We start from the raw sequence: 19,328 nt of genomic DNA on the forward strand, positions 1-19,328 counted from the left end.
TCATGCCTGCGTTTCAGGCAAGCTTGCCATGCTGACGTGGGATGTTGATGGGGAGGCTCTTGTGCCATGCGGGGCGGCGAATCAACTCTCTAGCGCCCCGCTTGGCTTAGTCCGTTTGCCCGCCAGTCTCAGGTAGAAACGCCTTTCGATGAAAGAGGCCATGAAGATCCATCCCAACAGCACGCTGCTCATGATCGGTGATTCGATTACAGATTGCGGCCGCGCCCGGCCGGTCGCCGAAGCTGTGGGCTCGGACCTTGGCAATGGCTACGTCTCCCTCATCCACGCCTTGCTCGGCGCGACCTGCCCCGAAAGGCACATCCGCATCCGGAACATGGGGATCTCCGGCAACACCGTGCGCGATTTGGCGGCCCGTTGGCAATCCGATGTCTTGGAATTGGCGCCCGATTGGCTTTCCATCATGATCGGCATCAACGACGTCTGGCGTCAGTTCGATGCCCCCCTGCAAACGGAATGGCACGTCTCTCTTGACGAATATGCCTCCATTTTGGAGCAACTTGTCCGCACGACCCGCCCGCAACTCAAGGGATTGGTTCTGATGACGCCCTATTTCATCGAAACGAACCAGGCCGATCCCATGCGGGCGGCCATGGACCTTTATGGGGACGTGGTGCGCCAGTTGGCTGGGCGTTACCGAGCCGTCTTAGTGGATACACAAGCAGCGTTCGATGATCTCTTGACCGCGGTTCATCCGATGGCGCTGGCGTCCGACCGGGTTCATGCAAACTTGACAGGCCACATGGTTATCGCACGGGCTTTTTTAAAGGCCCTGAACTACACCTGGTGAGCCTGTATAGAAGGCTTTTTCGGGCAGGCCAACAAACAATTGCCTAGATTGCCTAACCCTTATGGGCTTTCCTGCCAAACTCGCTCTAGGAGGGGCCGCCTTGCCGCTGGCGCAAAAGGTGAGTAACCCGTGAGCACGCCTCCCGCCTGACCAAATTTGCGTACAAACCTTCTTTTCTGGACACCCATGGTCAAACTCAGCCGCCGTACAATCGTCAAATATCTCGTTCTCTCGAGCGCCGGCTTCTCGTCGCCCATCTTGTCCGCCCCAGCGCAACCCGCCAAGGCCCCGCAGGCGCCGCTAAAATTCGATTTCGAAGATGTCATACGCCGCGCCCGCGATCTCTCCGCGGTGGCTTTCGATACCGCCTCCCCGGGGCTCCCCGACGCGCTCAACAAACTGGATTTCGATGCCTGGCGCGATATAAGGTTTCGCCCCGACAAGGCCTTCCTTGGCGCCGCTGGCAGTCAATTCCGGCTGCAATTGTTCCATCTCGGCCATCTTTACCAGCGCCCCGTCACGATCAACTTGATTAGAGACGGGATACCAGCCCCCATTCCCTATTCCGCCAACCTTTTTGATTACGGCCGCACAAAAATTGAGAAGCCCTTGCCGGTCAATCTGGGCTTCGCCGGGTTCCGGTTGCATTATCCGTTAAACAGCCCAAAGGTTTATGATGAACTGATCGCTTTCCTCGGCGCGAGTTACTTCCGTTTTCTCGGCCGCGGCCAGCGCTACGGCATGTCGGCACGGGCCCTCGCCGTCGAGGCTGGCACCACCAGCGAAGAGTTTCCTTTTTTCCGCGAATTTTGGATCGAGACGCCCGAGCCCGGCGCCGATCAGGCAACGATCTATGCGCTGCTCGATAGTCCTTCGGCGACTGGCGCTTATCGCTTCGACCTTTTTCCCGGAGTCGAGACGGCGATCGAAGTTTATGCGCAGCTTTTTCCGCGCAAGCCGAATGTCAAGTTTGGACTCGCCCCATTGACTTCGATGTTTTTCATCGGCGAGGACGATCACCGGTTCAACGACGACTTCCGTCCCGAGCTGCACGATTCGGATGGGCTTTTGATCCATTCGGGAACCGGCGAATGGATTTGGCGTCCGTTGCGCAATCCGGTGAAGCCGGAGGTCTCGGCCTTTCTCGATAAGGATCTTCGCGGCTTTGGCCTGTTGCAACGGGACCGCGACTTCGATCACTATCAGGATCTCGACCTCAACTACGAAATGCGTCCGAGCCTTTGGGTCGAGCCGAGGGGGAATTGGGGCGAAGGCCGGGTCGAGCTCGTCGAACTGCCGACCGGACATGAAACGAACGACAACATCGTCGCTTCCTTTGTCCCGAAGGATTCGCCCGAGCCAGGCAAGCCTTTCATTTATGCCTATCGCATGGCCGCCGGTCTCGAGCTGGCTCAACTCTCGCCGAACGGGCGCGTCCTGAACACCTATCAGACGGTAGCCGCGGCGCTTGGCTCGATCGAGCCGCCAGCACCGGGCTCGCGCCGGTTCATCATCGATTTTAGCGGCGGCGAGCTGCCTTATTACGCCACCGATCCGCAACTTGTCGAAGTTGTTCCATCAACAAGCCAAGGCACGATCACTCGCTCCTTCATCGTGCCAAACGAGCACACCAAGGGTTTTCGGGCGATCATCGACGTGCAGCTGGAGCCCGGCCAAGCCACCGATTTGCGGGCCTTTTTGCGCACTGGCGCGCGGGCGCTCACCGAGACTTGGACGTTTCCGTGGCGTGCCGATTGAGGAGAAATCCGCTCACAAACCCTCGGACAACGGCCCTTCTTTCAAGCGTGTCAGATCGAAGCCATCGATATCTTGCAGCAACTCGATGAAGGCGGTGGCGCCGTAGTCGGCACAGGCCACGCCCTTGCGCGCATTGGCCGCCGCCGCATCTCCCATGGCGCCCGAGATCGAGAGATCCTGGGCCATCCAGCCAAAGCCTGTTGGACGGCCGGCGCGCAGCCAGTTGAAATCGCGTTCGAGTGCGAGGCTTCGCGACGGAAAATCGGCGGCCTCGTCCTCGCGCACAAGGTCCGGCCGGAAGTTCATCATTAAAGACGTTTCGATCTCTCCCGCATGGATTCCATGCGTTTGCTCCTGCGCGGAAAAAAGCCCATCGGGTGCGCCGAAACGCCGCCAGGAGGCGAGCACGACGAGCATGTCGAGTCGGGCGCGCAGATCATGCGCGACGATGTCGAGAATCGCACTGTTCCCCCCATGCGAATTCAAGAGCACCAGCTTGCGGCAGCCCGCGCGATGCACGCATTCGCCAAGCGCAGTCCAAGCACTGATGAGGGTTACGGCCGGGATGCTGAGCGTGCCGGGAAAATCCATGTGTTCGATCGAAAGCCCGCAATTTTGCACGGGCAGGAACAAGACGGAAAGTTCGCGCGGCAAGCGTTCAATGACCTGCTCAATGTAGCCTTCCATGATGAAGCTATCCGTGCCGAGCGGCAGATGCGGCCCATGCTGCTCGGTCGCGGCAAGCGGCAAAACGGCGATCACGCGCGCCATGTCGGCTTCGGCAAAATCAGTCCAGGTCAGCTCAACCCAAAAACTTGTTTCCGGCATCTCCAAGTCCTTCGCGAAGGCTAACTGCGAAAGCTTACATATTTGCTGCCGGTGCGCAAAGCCTGTTCGTCAACACATGCCGATACGATCAAGCGCCCCTTGGATTCGACTTAGCGATCAAGCCCCTTGATATACGCCACGATGTCGGCGATCTCGTCACGCGTCAGACTCATATCCGGCATTTTGGGATGCGGATCGGTCAGGAAGGCCGAAAGCGCTTTCGAGGTCGGTTTCTTATGCGCGATGGAGGCAAAGCTCGGTGCATCCGAATTGGCCTTCGTCTGATCGGGCGCGACCAGATGACACGCGGCGCACCAGCGCTTGGCGATGATCCCGCCCTTCGCCACATCGGCGGCGGCGGCCGGCGGCACCGCCATCAGCACCGGCAATGCGGCGCAAAGGAAGAGGCATCGCATATATGAGATCATGACCATCGTCCTTCGACTCCGTCCGCACCGCGCAATAAGGGCGATTCGCTCTATAACCACTTCCGCGCCATCGTGAAACCACCCGCGAAGGCCTATTTGAAAAATCATTCGTGCGATTGATATGCGTCAAGCCTCCGGGCACCAAAAGGCTTGAATGTAAATCTCACGGCACTTGACATCACAAATCCTCGGTCCATTTGGAAGCGAGGGATCGTCTCGCCGGCGAATCGTCCCGCGCTGGCATCAAGCCTACATCGAAAAGGAAAACTCATGAACCTACGCGCCATTCTCTGCGCGGCGTCTCTTGCCATTTTGACCGCGACAACGCAAACTGCGGTTGCGCAGCAAGGATTGAAACTCGGCAGGTTGCGCTGCAATGTGTCTGGAGGGCTCGGTCTTATTGTGACTTCCACCAAGGAGATGGCGTGCGTTTTCACGTCGGTGCATGGATATCACGAGCGTTATTACGGCACGATTCGCAAATTCGGTCTTGATATCGGCGCCACCGACCGGGGCGTTTTGAGCTGGGCCGTTTTTGCACCCTCGGAAGGACCCAAGCATGGCGCGCTCGCCGGTGAGTATATCGGCGTCGATGCCTCGGCGACAGTCGGTGTCGGGCTCGGCGCGAATGCGCTTGTCGGCGGCTCGAATCGCTCGATCGCCTTACAGCCCCTGTCGGTTCAGGCGCAAACCGGCCTCTCTCTCGCGGGTGGCGTCGCGGCGCTGACGCTTCGCCCCGGAAGCTGAAATCTCGCGGAACGGGAGACTTTGTTCCTGGCGCCGATCAAAATAGGACCGGGCTATCCCGGTCCGAATTTCGGGTTCGGCGCATAGGCGAGGCTACCAAAATTTTGGGGGATGGATTCCGGCCGGCGAGACAACGCTGACCACGAGAACAACCGCCGACACCACGAGCACGCCGCTCGACATGATCCAGAGCGCAATGCCGTAAACATCCGCCCGCGTACCGCGGGGCGGGATGCTGTAGTAGATGGCCCCGGCACACAACGCGCAGAGCCAAAGAGCCAAAAGCGCCGTCATGATTCGTGTCCCGTGTACGCAAATATACACCCGGCGGGTTTGCCCAGCAACAGTCTCCCCCTCACCGCGTTTATGCCAGCGCTTGCGCTTATTGTGACGTGCGGCAAGAGCCTGGCGTAGTCTTGCGTGGCGGAATAGTAAGCTGACTGGCGCGGCGAAAATTATATTTGCCGGTCTTATTTTTCCCAATTGTTTGTATCATGCGTTGTGCCCCGCCGCATCGCACACGGACGATCGAGGATTCCCCTTGCCCCTTTTCGCTCTTCTCCGCACGGCATGTTTCCTTGCGTCTCTTGCCACGCTCGCCTCTCTTGCCACGCCCGCCGCCGCCCTCGACAAAGTGACATTCGCAACGAATTGGCTTGCCGAGGCCGAACATGGCGGCTTCTACCAGGCCAAGGCCGACGGTACCTATGAGAAATACGGCCTCGATGTCACGATCCTGCAAGGCGGCCCCAACGCCAACAACAGGCTGTTGCTCGCGGCCGGAAAAGTCGAATTCGCCCTAGGCGCCAATTTGATTCAGGCGTTCGATGCGGCGGCCGGAGAAATTCCCATCGTCGCGGTCGCCGCGCTGTTTCAAAAAGATCCCTTTATCCTGATGTCGCACCCGAACGCGGGGTTCGACCAATTCAAGGACTTGCCCCGCGCGACCGCCTTTATCGGCAAGGACGGCTTTGTTTCCGTATATCAGTGGTTGAAACTCGCCTACGGATTCCGGGACGAAAACGTCAAGCCCTACACATTCAACTCCGCACCCTTCATCGCGGATAAAAATTCTATCCAGCAAGGATATGCGACCTCTGAGCCTTTCGAGATCGAACGGCAAGGCAAGTTCAAGCCGAATGTGTTTCTGATCGCGGACTATGGTTACGATTCCTATTCGACCACAATCGAGACCACGCGCGGCCTCATCGATAAGAACCCGGATCTCGTCCAGCGCTTCGTCGATGCCTCGATCGTCGGCTGGTACAATTATATCTATGGCGACAATCACGCGGCCAATGAGCTGATCAAACGCGACAATCCGGACATCCGCGACGAGCAGCTTGCCTATTCGGTTGCGAAGATGAAAGACTATGGCATCGTTGATTCGGGAGATTCCTTGACCCTCGGCATCGGCGCCATGCGGGACGCCCGGGTCAAAAGCTTTTTTACCAAAATGGTGGATGCTGGGCTTTTTAAACCTTACCTCGAATACAAACGCGCCTATACGTTGCGGTTCATTGGCCACGGCGTTGGTCTTGAACTGCGGCCGCGCCAATGATGCTGGATAATCGCGCGCGTGACACAGACGCTCATCTCCCTGCGCAACGCGGGGAAGATTTACAAAAATGGAACGGTCGCCCTCGCGGGCCTTAATTTCGAAGTGCGCGAAGGTGAATTTCTCACTTTGCTCGGCCCCTCGGGCTGCGGCAAATCGACGATTTTGCGGCTGATCGCGGGGCTTGAGACAGTCTCTTCCGGCACCCTCACGAGGGCGTTGGCGCCGGAGCGCGCGAGCATCGGATTCGTGTTCCAGGACCCGACTTTGATGCCCTGGGCCAATATCTTCGACAATGTGTTTCTGGGCCTGCGCTTGCAGGGATCAACGCGGCAAGATGCGGCCGGAACTGTCCATGAGGCTCTGGCTCTTGTCGGCCTTGCCGCCGAAGCGAAGATGTTCCCTCTTGAGCTTTCCGGCGGCATGCGCATGCGTGTTTCGATTGCCCGCGCGCTTGTCCTGCGGCCGCCCTTACTCTTGATGGATGAGCCCTTCGCGGCGCTCGATGAGATTTCGCGGTTCAAGCTCAATGACGATCTTTTGGCATTGCAACGCGCGCTCGGCACAACGATCGTCTTCGTCACCCATTCGGTTTATGAGAGTGTTTATCTGTCAAGCCGGATCGCGGTCATGGCGGCCCGGCCCGGCCGCATCATCGATGAAATTGAAGTTGACGCGCTCGCGACACGCGGCGAAAATTTTCGCGTGAGTCCGGCCTATGCGCGCTCTTGCGCGCTCGCCTCGCGCGCGTTGCAGAGCGCGATGGATGAGCATTCGCAATGACCTTGGCAAGGGCAAGACGTCTCCCCCGATGGGTTGTGCGGAACGGGCCGCCGGCCCTGGTCTTCACGGCGATGCTGACGGCGTGGGAAGCCTATGTCAGGCTGCGCGATGTGCCGCCCTACATCCTGCCATCGCCTTCGCTCGTGCTTCAAACACTCGTGACCGACCGCGGCATTTTGTTTCCGGCCTTGCTCGTGACCTTGCAGACGACCTTTGGCGCGCTCGCGGCGGCGGTCTTGGGCGGCGTTGGCCTCGCTGTTCTTTTCGCGCAATGGAAATGGGTTGAGCGCTCCTTGCTGCCGCTTGCCATCGTGCTGCAAGTCACTCCGATCGTCGCCATCGCACCTTTGCTCTTGATCTATCTGGAGGCCCCGGCGGCAGTCCTCGTCTGCGCGTTTCTCGTGGCGTTTTTTCCAATTTTGGCGAATACCACACTCGGCCTCACCTCGGCCGACCGCAATCTCATCGATCTCTTCACACTTTACCGCGCGACACGCTGGCAGACGTTGATCTATTTGCGCCTGCCCACCGCATTGCCGTATTTCCTCGGGGGATTGCGGATCGGCGGTGGTCTTGCGCTCATTGGCGCCATCGTCGCTGAACTCGCGGCGGGCAACGCCGGAAAAGGCGCTGGTCTTGCATTCCGAATCGCGGAAGCAGGCTACCGGTTGAACATCCCGCGCATGTTCGCGGCGCTGACATTGATCTCTTTGACCGGCATCGCCATTTTCGCGGTGTTGTCCGTGTTCTCTTTCTCACTGCTTGCCCGTTGGCACGACAGCGCCGCTGGCCGGGAGCGTTAAAGCGTCGCAGGCCTCTTTTGATTGAATTTTGGGCGGTTGACTTTTGTTTGCATCGCAGCAATCTCCCCTTGGTGCACGGCACAAGTTAGGGAGAAGAGTGTATGATTCTCAAGGTTACGGTTTTAAAAGACGGGGCCGATATTTTTTCCGTCAACATTGACGTCCGGCAACCGTCTGAACTGTCAACCGGCGTAAAGGCAGCCCTCGATGAGTTTCATCGGGTGCAGCCAAAAACCCCGCTCTTGGACGGCAATTTGCAGATCAAGCTCGACAAAGCATAAACATCCACCGAGGCCTAAGGCCTTACCGGATCAAACTTAAATATGATTAATTTTCGAGGCGTGTTCTCAAGGACACGCCTCTTTCTATCTCGTGACGAGACCCAACAATTCGCGTATGGCTTGCCCGATCCACTTCCCCGCCCTATAGTTGTCAGTTCGCCATGGGGTGCTGCCGGAAACGGCGGCTGAGATTACACCCGTAGAACCTGAATCTGGGTAATGCCAGCGAAGGGATAAGGCAACGCGAGGACGAGTCAGGCTCTTTCCTCTTCGCATCCGCCCCAAGCCTCGCTGCCTCGACCCGAGCGGAGGATCGCGATGAATATTTTGGACAAGCCGCAAAACATCGTTCCGCAAAGCGTGACATGCGGGCCCTTGCCTGGCTCGAAAAAAATTTATCACCATCCAACCGGGCGGCCCGGCATTGCCGTGCCCTTCCGCGAGATCGCCCTCGATCCGTCCGCCAACGAGCCGCCGGTGCGTGTGTACGACCCCTCGGGGCCCTATACGCAAGACGCCGTTTCGATCGATTTGTCGGCTGGCCTCGCCCCTATTCGCCAGCCTTGGCTCGCCGCCCGGCAGGGATTTGAAACCTATCAGGGCCGCGCCGTCCGTCCGGAAGACAATGGCGGCGTGACATTGGGCCGCCTCGTGCCGCCCTGCCCCGCCAACAGTTCGCCGCGCAAAGGGCGCGCTGGCTCGCTCGTCACCCAATATGAATTTGCCCGCGCCGGGATCATTACGGAGGAAATGATTTTTGCCGCCGCGCGGGAAAATCTCGGCCGCGAACAGAGGGTTGAAGGCGCGGAGACTCGACTCAAGGATGGCGAGAGTTTTGGCGCGTCGATCCCGGCTTTCGTCACGCCGGAGTTCGTCCGCGACGAGATCGCGCGCGGCCGTGCGATCATCCCGGCCAACATCAATCATCCCGAACTTGAGCCGATGATCATCGGCCGCAATTTCCTCGTCAAGGTCAATGCCAATATCGGCAATTCGGCGGTGACCTCTTCCGTCGCCGAGGAAGTCGAGAAAATGGTTTGGGCGATTCGCTGGGGTGCCGACACCGTGATGGATCTCTCCACCGGGCGCAATATTCACAACATCCGCGACTGGATCCTGCGCAACGCACCGGTGCCCATCGGCACCGTCCCGATCTATCAGGCGCTCGAAAAGGTTGATGGCGATCCCATCAGACTCACCTGGGAGATTTTCCGCGACACGCTGATCGAGCAGGCCGAGCAGGGCGTCGATTATTTCACCATTCACGCGGGCGTACGGCTCGCCTATGTGCCGCTCACCGCCAAGCGCACCACCGGCATCGTTTCGCGCGGCGGCTCGATCATGGCACGCTGGTGCCTCGCCCATCACAAGGAGAGTTTCCTCTACGAGCGCTTCGATGAGATTTGCGACATCATGCGCGCCTATGATGTGTCCTTCTCGCTCGGCGATGGCCTCCGGCCGGGCTCGATCGCCGATGCCAATGACCGCGCCCAATTCGCCGAGCTTGAGACGCTGGGTGAATTGACAAAGATTGCTTGGGCCAAAGGCTGCCAGGTGATGATCGAAGGCCCCGGCCATGTGCCGATGCACAAGATCAAGATCAATATGGAGAAGCAGCTCGAGGAATGCGGCGAGGCGCCCTTCTATACTCTCGGACCGCTGACGACGGATATCGCGCCCGGCTACGACCACATTACGTCAGGCATCGGGGCCGCGATGATCGGCTGGTTCGGTTGTGCCATGCTTTGCTATGTGACGCCGAAGGAACATCTTGGTCTGCCGGATCGCGATGACGTGAAGGTGGGAGTCATCACTTATCGGATCGCGGCGCATGCCGGCGATCTCGCCAAGGGGCATCCGGCGGCGCAGATTCGCGACGATGCGGTGTCGCGTGCGCGATTTGATTTCCGCTGGCAGGATCAATTCAACCTGGGGCTCGATCCCGAGACGGCAAAACTCTTCCACGACGAAACCCTGCCCAAGGACGCGCATAAAACCGCGCATTTCTGCTCGATGTGCGGGCCGCAATTTTGTTCGATGAAGATCACCCAGGATATTCGCGAGGAAGTCGCCGCGATGGAAGAACGCGAAAAAGGCATGGCCGACAAAAGCGCCGAGTTTTTGGAGAAGGGCGGCAAGCTTTATGTCTAGGCACATAAATTGCTCATCTAAGCATTAGGCGTTTCATCTCGAAGTTCTGGAAGCTTCAATGAAGCGGCGTCACCAAAGAAGGACCCCGATCCTCCCTGTCGATCTCGCCAAATTGCGCGCTCGATACAAAGGGAGTGCGCGGATTGCTCCAATCGTTGGCGGCTTCACGACATTGAGGATCACAAATGACAGCCATTACCGACACGCCTTTCGCCAAATTGGAGGCGGCAGGCCGGCTCCTTAAGCCAATCTTGAAGGCGGACACGCATGTCGCAGGCCAGTTCGGCTTTCGCGGCGATATTTCCTACGATCTTCCAGAAACCGTCCTGAAAGATGTTTTTACTGTCTCCGAAAGCGGCAAGCCCGCGATCGGTTTCCTGGCCGGATCCATCAAGGAATATGAGACCCTGCCCAAGCTCGTCGAGACTTTTGGCGATGCTCTCGATGGCGACGGCAAATATCTCGTCTATGTCGCCAACATTCCGCTCGGCTGCCGTTGGTATGTGCCGATCGGAGACGCTAAAATCTTCGTCGTCTCTATCGACGATGAGAGCGTCTACAATTGCCTCATCGACATTTTTTACGTCGACAAGATTAAGCTCAAGAAATTCGACACCTCCGCCAAGCTCGATGCCCTTGCCGACGTCGGGCTGAAATATAGCTCGCTTTCGGACTACGAGGCGATTTCCTACGAGGAAGGGTTGAAGCGCAAGAGCGCCTCCTGAGCAAAAACGCTTCTCTGGCCGTTCAACCTTACTATCCCCGGTCCATCCCCGGCGGTGTCAATCGTACCAAAGTGTTTCACGTGAAACACTTTGGTACGATTTGGACAAAAAACCTTACAAGCCCGAAGACAGCAGGCTCTCGTTCAATCAGTAAGATTGGTTGATTTTTCTGTATAATTGCAATGACGGTGGCGGCGCTAACTGTGGCAGCGGCCGTTACCGGCCTAGCATTCGAGATGTAAGGTTGGCTAACTCGGTATTTAATCAAAATGGAAAACCATTTAATATATTCTTAGCAGCTTTATCCACAAAGAAAGCCTTAAAAATCACGGTCCATGTGGGACAAAAGCGATCTCATCCATGAAACAACCGAAGCTGACTTATTGCGCTATAGTGGCATCAGTTATTGCAGCGATTTATCATCCCATTCGTGCCAAGGCAGCCAATCCGGGATGGAAGAAATATCAAAATGGTAGATTCGGCTACTCCGTTAACTACCCAGCCGACAAACTTCGCGCCCTTCGCGAAGCCGACAATGGAGATGGCCGGAGCTTTCAAGCTCTGCAAGGTCATGCAAAGGTTGCCGTTTGGGCCAGTTACAATTTGGATCAGTCACTAGGTGATCTCGCCAACGAAGCCGAACACGGCTGCGCTGGTGACAGGGCAAAGTATAGGGTGATAAGGGACCAAAAGATCCCATTTTTCATGGCGCTTTCTTGCTTGAAGGAAGGCAATAAAATTTTCTACACAAAGGCGCTCAAATGCAAGGATGTGATCACCCAGATTGAGTTTACCTATCCCACGGAGGAAGAGCCGATTTGGGATTCTGTTGTGAGAGGGATGTCATCATCACTCGGAGCCGGTTGTGGATTCGATTAGATGCTGTCCAAAATGAGTGCCTTTGTTTTCGTGACAGCTTAGTTGCAGGCCGATAACTTGGATTTATATTCCGCTCGCGCACGGAGCCTTGCTGCAAAATCGCTGCCTCTCGTATCAGTTGGGGGGGAGTCGCGAATGTTCGCGGTTTAAAGGGTCATTGCGACGTCTTCTTGGGAGATTACTCGCGCATAAATAACTGCCTTACGCCTTCTGCTCGCGAGCGCCCGGATGCACACCCGCCCGTTGCGGGAGGATCAGGATGAGAGCGACAATGATCGCTGCGAGAATGCCTGAGGCGACATAGCGGCTGATCTCCAGCCCGCCGTGATCGTGCGGTTTGTCCAGAAGGTCCCCGAGCGTTGCGCCAAGCGGCCGCGTGAGAATGAACGCCGCCCAAAATAGCAAGGTGTGCGAGATTTTCGTATAAAAATATGCGGCGGCGACAGCCGCCAGACCGGCTGCGAAGACGACCGCACCGCCCTCGTAGCCGAGCCCGTTCGTGTCGGCCATCCAGTCGCCCAGCGCCGTGCCGAGCGTTTGCGAGAACAGGATCGCGACCCAATAAAACATCTCGACCCGGGGCGTCACGACGGTGTTGACGGAGATGGAGCCCTCTGACCAGCGCCATACGGCCAGGGAAGCAATAAGCCCCGCCAACAGAAGCGACGATCCGCCAAAATAACCGATGCCAAGCGAACGATCGGCGAAATCCGCCAGCGTTGTCCCCAAGGTTGTCGTCGCGACGATCGTGACCCAATACAGAAAGGAATGGAATACCTTCGCGGAAATTTGCGCGACGACGGCGGCGGCGAAAATTCCGATAAAAATGAAGCTGCCAACCGCGTAGCCCAGATCCATCGACATTGTTACGGCATCGCCGCCGGTCTCTCCCAACGTCGTCGCAAGCACCTTGATAACCCAAAACCCAAGAGTGACTTCGGGTACTTTGCTCAGAGTGCCAGCCGGCAGCTTCTCCATGCGGGGCTCCTTATCGTGGCGAAAGTGGAAGCCGGCCCTGGTGTAGGAACGGAGCCGATTCCTCTTTTCGTTCAATCAATCAAATTCATTAGTCGGGATTCTCACCTTCCGTGGCGTTCTCCAATATGTCACCCGTTCGAGCGTCAACACCAACCTCCTGCGTGGAGCTTCCATTTTTAATGTCGAATGAATAATGCAGGCCGGTTCCTCCCGCTTCACGTTCCAATTCCTCGTCCGTGATCTTGCCCGGATGCGCCTTCAGCGCGATGGTGCGCGCCTCGGCCATGCTAATCTTCGCGTCCTTTGCGAGCTTTTCACCTTTGTAGGCCAAGGCAGGACAGGCAAAGAGCAAAGCCAGAATCAATGCTCCATACCTGATGCCGCAATCGCGCGGGACGCTCATCTTCATGTGCTTCATGGATAGGCTCCTGATGCCCCCCGCGGTGACATATCTTTTCTGGGCATCATGAACATGAGCTGAATGCGATACCGGCTTGGTTCTGCTTGGTAAGGCGAGTAACAAACTCATGAATTCGTGGCGCCCGGAAACTGCCAACTGGCCTTCCTCACAACAAGCCCATTGAAATTTGCCCCAATTTGGCGCATCTTAGAGAGCGCCCGGCCAGTTGGCGGGGCCCTAGGAGGATCGATACACTGAACCCCGCGATTGTTGCGGAAGCGGCGCAACCGCCGCTCACACCGGCCAAGGGACCGTCAGGGCCTGGAGCCGGCCAACTCGTGCAGACTGTCTTGACCTGCCTCGATGACGCCAAAGCCGAGGACATCGTCTCCATCGACCTGCACGGCAAAACCTCTCTCGCCGACGCCATGATTATCGCGACCGGCCGCTCCAACACTCATGTCGGAGCGATCGCCGAGCGCCTGATCGGCGCGCTCAAGGGAACCTTGCGCGCGCCGCGCGTCGAGGGATTGCAGACCTGCGATTGGGTTCTGGTCGATGCGGCCGATATCATCGTCCACATCTTCCGGCCCGAGGTGCGGCAGTTCTACAATCTCGAAAAAATGTGGGGCTCCGGACGGCCCGGCGAGCGCCGCTTGGGTTAAGCTCTTAACCTGGCGGTGCGATGCGTCTCCTGCTTGTTTGCGTCGGGCGGCCGAAAGCCGGACCCGAGCGGGATCTGGCGGCGCATTATATCGCGCGGGCCGCAGCCGCTGGCCGCGCGATCGGTTTTCCCTGGGTTGAACTGCGCGAAACGGCGGAAAGCCGCGCGGGCCGCGCGGACGATCGCAAGCGGGAAGAGGCAAAAGCCCTGCGCTCCCTTCTCCCGCCGGGCTTTGCGGTTGTCGCGCTCGATGAAACCGGCAAACAGATGACAAGCCGTGGCTTGGCCGCCGAGCTCGGCCGGCAGAGGGACGCAGCGAGTGCCGGCGCCGCCTTTGTCATTGGCGGCCCGGACGGATTGGACCCGACATTTTTGGCCTCGGCTTCGCTCACGCTTGCGTTTGGAACGATGACGTGGCCGCACCAATTGGCGCGAATCATGGCCGCCGAACAGATTTACCGGGCCATGACGATTCTTTCCGGCCATCCCTATCACCGGGACTAAAATAATCCGCGCCTTTTTGTGTCCTTGCCGCGACGGCGCCACTTTTTGCTGTCCTTTTTGGTCTTCACAGGATTTACACCCGCGCGGCCACTTCCATTTGCCGCAGCCAAAAGAGCCACTGTGACGTTTCAAACGCGGTCCAGCAAAAATGCTTTCGCAGGGGCAGTCAGCCTCGCCGCGCTGGAACTCTGTCTCGTGGGCTTCCCCGCGGTTTGCGCCGCCGCCCCGCCCGCGCCCCCCACGGCGCCGGATTTGGACAAAAAAGACGCGGAGCTGAGCGGCCACCGGCTTGAGCTGCGCGGCATGGAGGACACGATCGAGGCGTCGCAGGAGCAGCGGCGGCAAATCGAAACGGAGATTGCCTCCATCAGAGCCGACCGGGCGAAGCTCACGGCCGCGCTCCTCGACGCGGCCCAAAACGCCACCGCGAGTGAACGCAAGATCGGCGAGACCGAGTCGCGGCTCGACACATTGACGGGCGCCGAGGATGCGATCAAACGTTCGCTGGCAAGCCGCCGCTCGGTGATCGCCGAGGTCCTCGCCTCCTTGCAGCGAATGGGGCGGAAACCGCCGCCGGCGCTTCTCGTGGCACCGGAAGACATGCTCGCCGCGATCCGAACCTCGATGCTGCTCGGTGCGGTGCTGCCGCAACTGCGCGGCGAAACAGAAGCCCTCGCCTCGGATCTCTCGGATCTTGTGCAGCTGCGGCAATCGATCGCCACGGAGCGCGAGACGCTTTCATCAGGTGTTGCGAAACTTCGCGCCGAGCGTCAGCGTCTCGCGGCGCTCGTGGACGCGCGCCAATCGGCGCTGGCCGCCGCCGAACAGGCGCTCGGCGCCGAGCGCGAGCGAGCCATCGAGCTTTCCAAGCAGGCGGCGAATCTCAAGGACCTGATCGCCCGGATGGAAACCGAGGTTGCGGCGGCCGCCCGCGGCGCCGAGGCTGCTCGCAAGGCCGATGAAAGCCGCAACCGCGCCGCGCAAGCTGCGCCGCCAGCCGCCGGCATGAAAACCGCGATGGCACCGTTCAAGGATCCGGCAAGGCTCGCGCCTGCGACATCGTTTATTGAAACGAAGGGTCTTTTGCCGCTCCCGGTGAATGGCTCGCTTCAGCGCGGCTTTGGCAGTCAAGATGGGTTTGGCGGCACCGAGAAGGGAATACTTATCTCGACAAGGGCGGAAGCGATTGTCGCCTCTCCCTGCGACGGATGGGTGTCCTTCGCAGGGCCTTACCGTAGCTATGGACAACTCTTGATCGTAAATGCTGGGCAGGGTTATTATATAATTCTTGCTGGAATGGACAAAATCAACGTAAACGTAGGTCAATTCATTCTTGCGGGGGAGCCGGTCGCCATGATGGGCGATGGTTCCGTGAAGACGGCAGCGGCCATCGCGATTGGCGCGGTCCAGCCGATTCTATATGTCGAATTTCGTAAAGACGGGGTGGCGATTGATCCGGGCCCATGGTGGGTAAAGCCGGAATTGCAAAAGGTTCGCGGATGATGCGCAAGGCTTTACCTTTACTGCTAGGCACCGTGCTGGGCGCGGGGCTCGTCACGCTGGCGACAAAGACAACGGTGTTTCCGGAAGGTACGGCGCGTGCCGCCGCCTCGGATACCTACCGTAATCTCAATCTCTTCGGCGATGTGTTCGAGAAAATCCGCTCGGATTATGTCGAGAAGCCGGACGAGCAAAAGCTCGTCGAGTCGGCGATCAACGGCATGCTCAGTTCGCTCGATCCGCATTCGAGCTATATGGATGCCAAAAGCTTCCGCGACATGCAGGTGCAGACCCGTGGCGAATTCGGCGGTCTTGGCATTGAGGTCACCCAGGAAGACGGGGCGATCAAGGTTGTGACGCCCATCGACGATACACCGGCTTCGCGGGCGGGAATATTGTCCGGCGATATCATCACCGCCATCGACAATGAGAATGTTCAAGGCTTGAGCCTCAATCAGGCGGTGGACAAGATGCGCGGCGCCCCGGACACGCCGGTGGTTCTCAAGATTTTGCGCGGCACCAGCAAAGACCCGATCGATATCAAGCTGACCCGCGCGGTGATTCAGATCAAGTCCGTGCGCGAGCATCAAGAAGGCGACGATATCGGCTATATCCGGATCACCCAGTTCAACGAACAGACCTTTGAGGGAGTCCGGGCAGCGATCCAGAAATTCGAAAACGATATCCCGGCGGCCAAGCTCAAGGGCTTTATTCTGGACTTGCGCAACAATCCCGGCGGTTTGCTCGATCAGTCGATCGCCGTCGTCAATTGTTTCCTCGACCGGGGAGAAATCGTGTCCACCCGCGGCCGCAACGCCGAGGAGACGATGCGCTACAATGCGCATCCCGGCGATTTGTCGAAGGGCAAGCCGGTGATCATCCTGATCAATGGCGGCTCGGCGTCGGCGTCGGAAATCGTCGCTGGTGCCTTGCAGGACCACAAGCGGGCGACCGTTCTGGGGACGCGCTCGTTCGGCAAGGGCTCCGTGCAGACGATCATTCCGCTGGGCCAGAACAATGGCGCCGTGCGGCTCACCACCGCCCGCTACTACACACCCTCTGGCCGCTCGATTCAGGCGAAGGGGATCGACCCGGACGTGACCGTGCTGCAGGATGTCCCCGACGACCTCAAGGGCAAGGACGACACCAAGGGCGAGGCGTCCTTGAAGGGCCACCTCAAGAATGGCGACGACGAAAAAGGCGGTTCGCAGGCGTTTGTTCCGCCAGATCCGAAGAATGACAAGCAGTTGATCGCCGCCGTGGATATTTTGCGCGGCGTCAACAAAGCGATGAACAAGGCCGGCAACGAACCCGCGAAAGTTCCCAATTGAACGGCGGGCCGGTAACCGGAAAAAAATAATCCCGCCGAAAGGCGGCCGGACCTGACGCCAATATCATGCTGAAGACAACTCATGCTGAGACGAGGTGATGGCCTCGCGCAAGCATGACGGGCGAAGCTGAGGCGGCGGCTGATACCGCCGCCCGGAATGGCGCAAAGGGATATGCCGGACGTGCCGGTGGTGAGGCGGCCGGAGGAAGCGCTTTTGGGCCTTCGCGGTTTCACCCATGAGAAGGCCCAGCAACACCGGAAGGCACCATACTCAGGCTCCGGCTGGGCGGGTGCGCGGCGCGGGTGCCGGGAGGCATTCTGGCGAGGGGCGAATGCTCAACCTGGCTTGTGGCAGTCGATGCAGGCGCCAGGCAGGGAAGCGATGGGCATGATCGACGATGATATGAATAAGCCCCTGGGCCAATTCCCAACTCGAAAGCGCCGGCTGCTTGGCAACGCATCCAACAGCAAAACTGCCTTGACTGCGCTCAGCCTGTTTGGCGTGCTCGGATTTCTTGCCGGGGTCGGCGGCTTTTCCCCAGGCTCGGGCGGCCAGCCTCCGGTTGATCTGAATCCGGGAACCGGCGTTGCCGCTGATAGACTAGCGCTGGCGCCGCGCAAGACACTGCCTTTCGACGGCAGTGCAGCCACGGCTTTAACGGACCTTGCCTTTCGTCCGGCGGCCGTGAGATCCGGCGAAGCAATCGCCCCGCTCCCCTTTGGCACCCCGGAGCCGGTCTTGGGACATGCGGATATGCTGGAGCGGCAAAGCGGTGTCAGAATCATTCGTCCGGGCGGCGGCAACGCGCCTGGCGCCCTCATCATCGATGTGGCCAAGGCCCTGAATGAGGGGCTCGCCGCCGCGCCCGATCCGCGCCTTATCGAACACACACGCTATGGCCCGATTCCGCGGATTGGCGCGGATGGAACCCGACCCGCTGAGGTTTACGCCCGCCCCGCCGTGGTTTTGCCGGGCTTGCCGCGAATCGCCTTGCTGGTCGGCGGCATGGGTCTTTCGGCACGCGCGACCGAAGACGCGATCGCGGCCTTGCCGGGCGCCGTCACTTTGGGATTTGCGCCCTATGGACCTTGTCTTGCCCGGCAAACAGCTCTCGCGCGGGAAGCCGGACATGAGCTTGTCTTACAAATTCCGATGGAACCTTTCGATTTCCCGCGCGATGATCCAGGTCCGCATACACTCGTGGCGGATCCCGGAAAAACCGGCAATAATGACGATTTGGCTTGGCTCATGAGCCGTTTCACGGGATATGCGGGCGTCGCCAATTTTCTTGGCGGCAAGTTCACGGCGGATGAAACGGCCCTGCGGCCGGTGTTGCGCGCGTTCGCGACGCGGGGATTGTTCTATGTCGATGACGGGACCTCCTCGAGGAGTTTGGCGATGACCCTCGCGCCTGGACAATCTCTTGCGGCCGCGCGGGCGGACATCGTCCTCGATTCGGCGGCAGGGCCAAGCGCCATTGAAGCAGCCCTCGCCCGGCTCGAAGCGATCGCCCGCGACAAGGGCCTGGCGATCGGCGTTGCCAGCGCGCTTCCAGATTCGATTGAAGCGATCGGCAGTTTTGCACGCGGACTGGAGACGCGAGGGATTGCGCTTGTGCCGCTCAGCGCCGCCGTGGCAAGACCGCAACCCGGCTTGGCCGAACATCAATTGTGAGGTGTGGTGCTGATGAACTTCGTGAACTACCGCCCTTGTGTCGGGATCATGCTTCTCAATCGCGACGGGCTTGTCTTCGTCGGCCGCCGCCGTGGCAAGAGCGCGTCTAACCGTCTTCAAGTTGGTTATGAATGGCAAATGCCACAAGGAGGTATCGATCCCGGCGAAGATCCCTATCAAGCCGCCCTGCGCGAACTTCAGGAGGAAACCAACGTCTCTTCCACCGCATTTCTTGCCGAATCCGCGGACTGGTACAGTTATGATCTCCCCCAAGGTGTTTTGAAGAAATCCTGGAATGGTCGCTTTCAGGGACAGCGTCAGAAATGGTTTGCTCTCCATTTTCAAGGCCAGGATTCCGAGATCGACATCGAGTCTCCCGCAGGAGGTCACCGGCCTGAATTCGATGCCTGGCGATGGGAAGAGGTGGGCCGTCTCGCCGAACTGATCGTTCCATTCAAGCGGCCCGTTTACGAAAAAGTGGTCGAAGATTTCGCGCATCTTGCCCTGCCGCGATGACGCGCTAGTTGA

Annotated in this window: 21 protein-coding genes and 1 riboswitch; of the genes, 16 read left to right on the forward strand and 5 right to left on the reverse strand. The window is 58.9% G+C overall.

From position 1 onward, the window contains the following. Window positions 1–160 precede the first annotated feature (160 nt). Both QEV83_RS08445 and QEV83_RS08450 read left to right on the forward strand, forming a co-directional pair. Window positions 161–808, forward strand: a complete 648-nt coding sequence (locus tag QEV83_RS08445; protein WP_280130753.1) for an SGNH/GDSL hydrolase family protein — start codon at window positions 161–163, stop codon at window positions 806–808. 186 nt (window positions 809–994) lie between these two features. Next, entirely contained in the window at window positions 995–2,566 is a 1,572-nt protein-coding gene (locus QEV83_RS08450) for a glucan biosynthesis protein G (protein ID WP_280130754.1), read from the forward strand. Window positions 2,567–2,578: 12 nt separating this feature from the next. On the opposite strand, the gene QEV83_RS08455 is transcribed toward QEV83_RS08450, so the two are convergent. Beyond that, window positions 2,579–3,394 carry a creatininase family protein gene (locus QEV83_RS08455; RefSeq protein ID WP_280130755.1) on the reverse strand — a complete coding sequence of 272 codons (816 nt, stop codon included), beginning with the start codon at window positions 3,392–3,394 and terminating at the stop codon, window positions 2,579–2,581. A gap of 110 nt (window positions 3,395–3,504) precedes the next feature. Then, window positions 3,505–3,828: a c-type cytochrome gene (locus QEV83_RS08460; protein WP_280130756.1), complete on the reverse strand. Its 324-nt coding sequence runs from the start codon at window positions 3,826–3,828 to the stop codon at window positions 3,505–3,507. 264 nt (window positions 3,829–4,092) lie between these two features. Here QEV83_RS08460 and QEV83_RS08465 point away from each other — a divergent pair, with 264 nt between their 5' ends. After that, the gene (locus QEV83_RS08465; protein WP_280130757.1) at window positions 4,093–4,569 is read left to right on the forward strand and encodes a DUF992 domain-containing protein; all 477 of its coding nucleotides are present in this window, start codon (window positions 4,093–4,095) and stop codon (window positions 4,567–4,569) included. A gap of 93 nt (window positions 4,570–4,662) precedes the next feature. Here the strand turns inward: QEV83_RS08465 and QEV83_RS08470 are convergent, their stop codons facing one another. Then, window positions 4,663–4,863 (reverse strand): hypothetical protein, encoded by a 201-nt coding sequence (locus QEV83_RS08470; protein ID WP_280130758.1) that lies wholly within the window; start codon window positions 4,861–4,863, stop codon window positions 4,663–4,665. A 247-nt stretch (window positions 4,864–5,110) separates the two neighbouring features. Between QEV83_RS08470 and QEV83_RS08475 the strand changes: the two genes are divergently transcribed. The 7 genes from QEV83_RS08475 to QEV83_RS08505 all read left to right on the forward strand — a co-directional run bounded on the left by QEV83_RS08475 (window position 5,111) and on the right by QEV83_RS08505 (window position 11,749). After that, window positions 5,111–6,130: an ABC transporter substrate-binding protein gene (locus QEV83_RS08475; protein WP_280130759.1), complete on the forward strand. Its 1,020-nt coding sequence runs from the start codon at window positions 5,111–5,113 to the stop codon at window positions 6,128–6,130. 18 nt (window positions 6,131–6,148) lie between these two features. After that, the gene (locus QEV83_RS08480) at window positions 6,149–6,910 is read left to right on the forward strand and encodes an ABC transporter ATP-binding protein (protein WP_280130760.1); all 762 of its coding nucleotides are present in this window, start codon (window positions 6,149–6,151) and stop codon (window positions 6,908–6,910) included. Then, window positions 6,907–7,713 (forward strand): ABC transporter permease subunit, encoded by an 807-nt coding sequence (locus QEV83_RS08485; protein ID WP_280130761.1) that lies wholly within the window; start codon window positions 6,907–6,909, stop codon window positions 7,711–7,713. The genes QEV83_RS08480 and QEV83_RS08485 overlap by 4 nt, the downstream gene beginning before the upstream one ends. Window positions 7,714–7,814: 101 nt before the next feature. After that, entirely contained in the window at window positions 7,815–7,994 is a 180-nt protein-coding gene (locus tag QEV83_RS08490) for a hypothetical protein (protein ID WP_280130762.1), read from the forward strand. 152 nt (window positions 7,995–8,146) lie between these two features. After that, a riboswitch (TPP riboswitch) is annotated at window positions 8,147–8,245 on the forward strand. Between the two features lie 67 nt (window positions 8,246–8,312). After that, on the forward strand, window positions 8,313–10,145 hold the full coding sequence (gene thiC / locus QEV83_RS08495) for a phosphomethylpyrimidine synthase ThiC (protein WP_280130763.1): 1,833 nt from the start codon (window positions 8,313–8,315) through the stop codon (window positions 10,143–10,145). A gap of 185 nt (window positions 10,146–10,330) precedes the next feature. Beyond that, entirely contained in the window at window positions 10,331–10,870 is a 540-nt protein-coding gene (locus QEV83_RS08500; protein WP_280130764.1) for a hypothetical protein, read from the forward strand. 360 nt (window positions 10,871–11,230) lie between these two features. Next, window positions 11,231–11,749 carry a hypothetical protein gene (locus QEV83_RS08505; protein ID WP_280130765.1) on the forward strand — a complete coding sequence of 173 codons (519 nt, stop codon included), beginning with the start codon at window positions 11,231–11,233 and terminating at the stop codon, window positions 11,747–11,749. A 201-nt stretch (window positions 11,750–11,950) separates the two neighbouring features. Here the strand turns inward: QEV83_RS08505 and QEV83_RS08510 are convergent, their stop codons facing one another. Both QEV83_RS08510 and QEV83_RS08515 read right to left on the reverse strand, forming a co-directional pair. Then, entirely contained in the window at window positions 11,951–12,727 is a 777-nt protein-coding gene (locus QEV83_RS08510) for a hypothetical protein (RefSeq protein WP_280130766.1), read from the reverse strand. 88 nt (window positions 12,728–12,815) lie between these two features. Further along, the gene (locus QEV83_RS08515; protein WP_280130767.1) at window positions 12,816–13,283 is read right to left on the reverse strand and encodes a PepSY domain-containing protein; all 468 of its coding nucleotides are present in this window, start codon (window positions 13,281–13,283) and stop codon (window positions 12,816–12,818) included. A gap of 182 nt (window positions 13,284–13,465) precedes the next feature. On the opposite strand from QEV83_RS08515, the gene rsfS reads away from it, so the two are divergent. The 6 genes from rsfS to QEV83_RS08545 all read left to right on the forward strand — a co-directional run bounded on the left by rsfS (window position 13,466) and on the right by QEV83_RS08545 (window position 19,316). Then, window positions 13,466–13,792 carry a ribosome silencing factor gene (rsfS, locus tag QEV83_RS08520; RefSeq protein ID WP_280130768.1) on the forward strand — a complete coding sequence of 109 codons (327 nt, stop codon included), beginning with the start codon at window positions 13,466–13,468 and terminating at the stop codon, window positions 13,790–13,792. 20 nt (window positions 13,793–13,812) lie between these two features. After that, window positions 13,813–14,295: a 23S rRNA (pseudouridine(1915)-N(3))-methyltransferase RlmH gene (gene rlmH, locus QEV83_RS08525; RefSeq protein WP_280130769.1), complete on the forward strand. Its 483-nt coding sequence runs from the start codon at window positions 13,813–13,815 to the stop codon at window positions 14,293–14,295. A 120-nt stretch (window positions 14,296–14,415) separates the two neighbouring features. Next, window positions 14,416–15,798 (forward strand): peptidoglycan DD-metalloendopeptidase family protein, encoded by a 1,383-nt coding sequence (locus tag QEV83_RS08530; RefSeq protein WP_280130770.1) that lies wholly within the window; start codon window positions 14,416–14,418, stop codon window positions 15,796–15,798. Next, the gene (locus QEV83_RS08535; protein WP_280130771.1) at window positions 15,795–17,126 is read left to right on the forward strand and encodes a S41 family peptidase; all 1,332 of its coding nucleotides are present in this window, start codon (window positions 15,795–15,797) and stop codon (window positions 17,124–17,126) included. Before QEV83_RS08530 ends, QEV83_RS08535 begins: the two co-directional genes overlap by 4 nt. Window positions 17,127–17,297: 171 nt before the next feature. After that, entirely contained in the window at window positions 17,298–18,800 is a 1,503-nt protein-coding gene (locus QEV83_RS08540; protein WP_280130772.1) for a divergent polysaccharide deacetylase family protein, read from the forward strand. A 12-nt stretch (window positions 18,801–18,812) separates the two neighbouring features. Then, window positions 18,813–19,316, forward strand: coding sequence for an RNA pyrophosphohydrolase (locus QEV83_RS08545; protein WP_280130773.1), 504 nt, complete (start codon window positions 18,813–18,815; stop codon window positions 19,314–19,316). Window positions 19,317–19,328 lie beyond the last annotated feature (12 nt).

Origin of the sequence: Methylocapsa sp. D3K7, from assembly GCF_029855125.1 — a bacterium.
Lineage (GTDB): Bacteria > Pseudomonadota > Alphaproteobacteria > Rhizobiales > Beijerinckiaceae > Methylocapsa.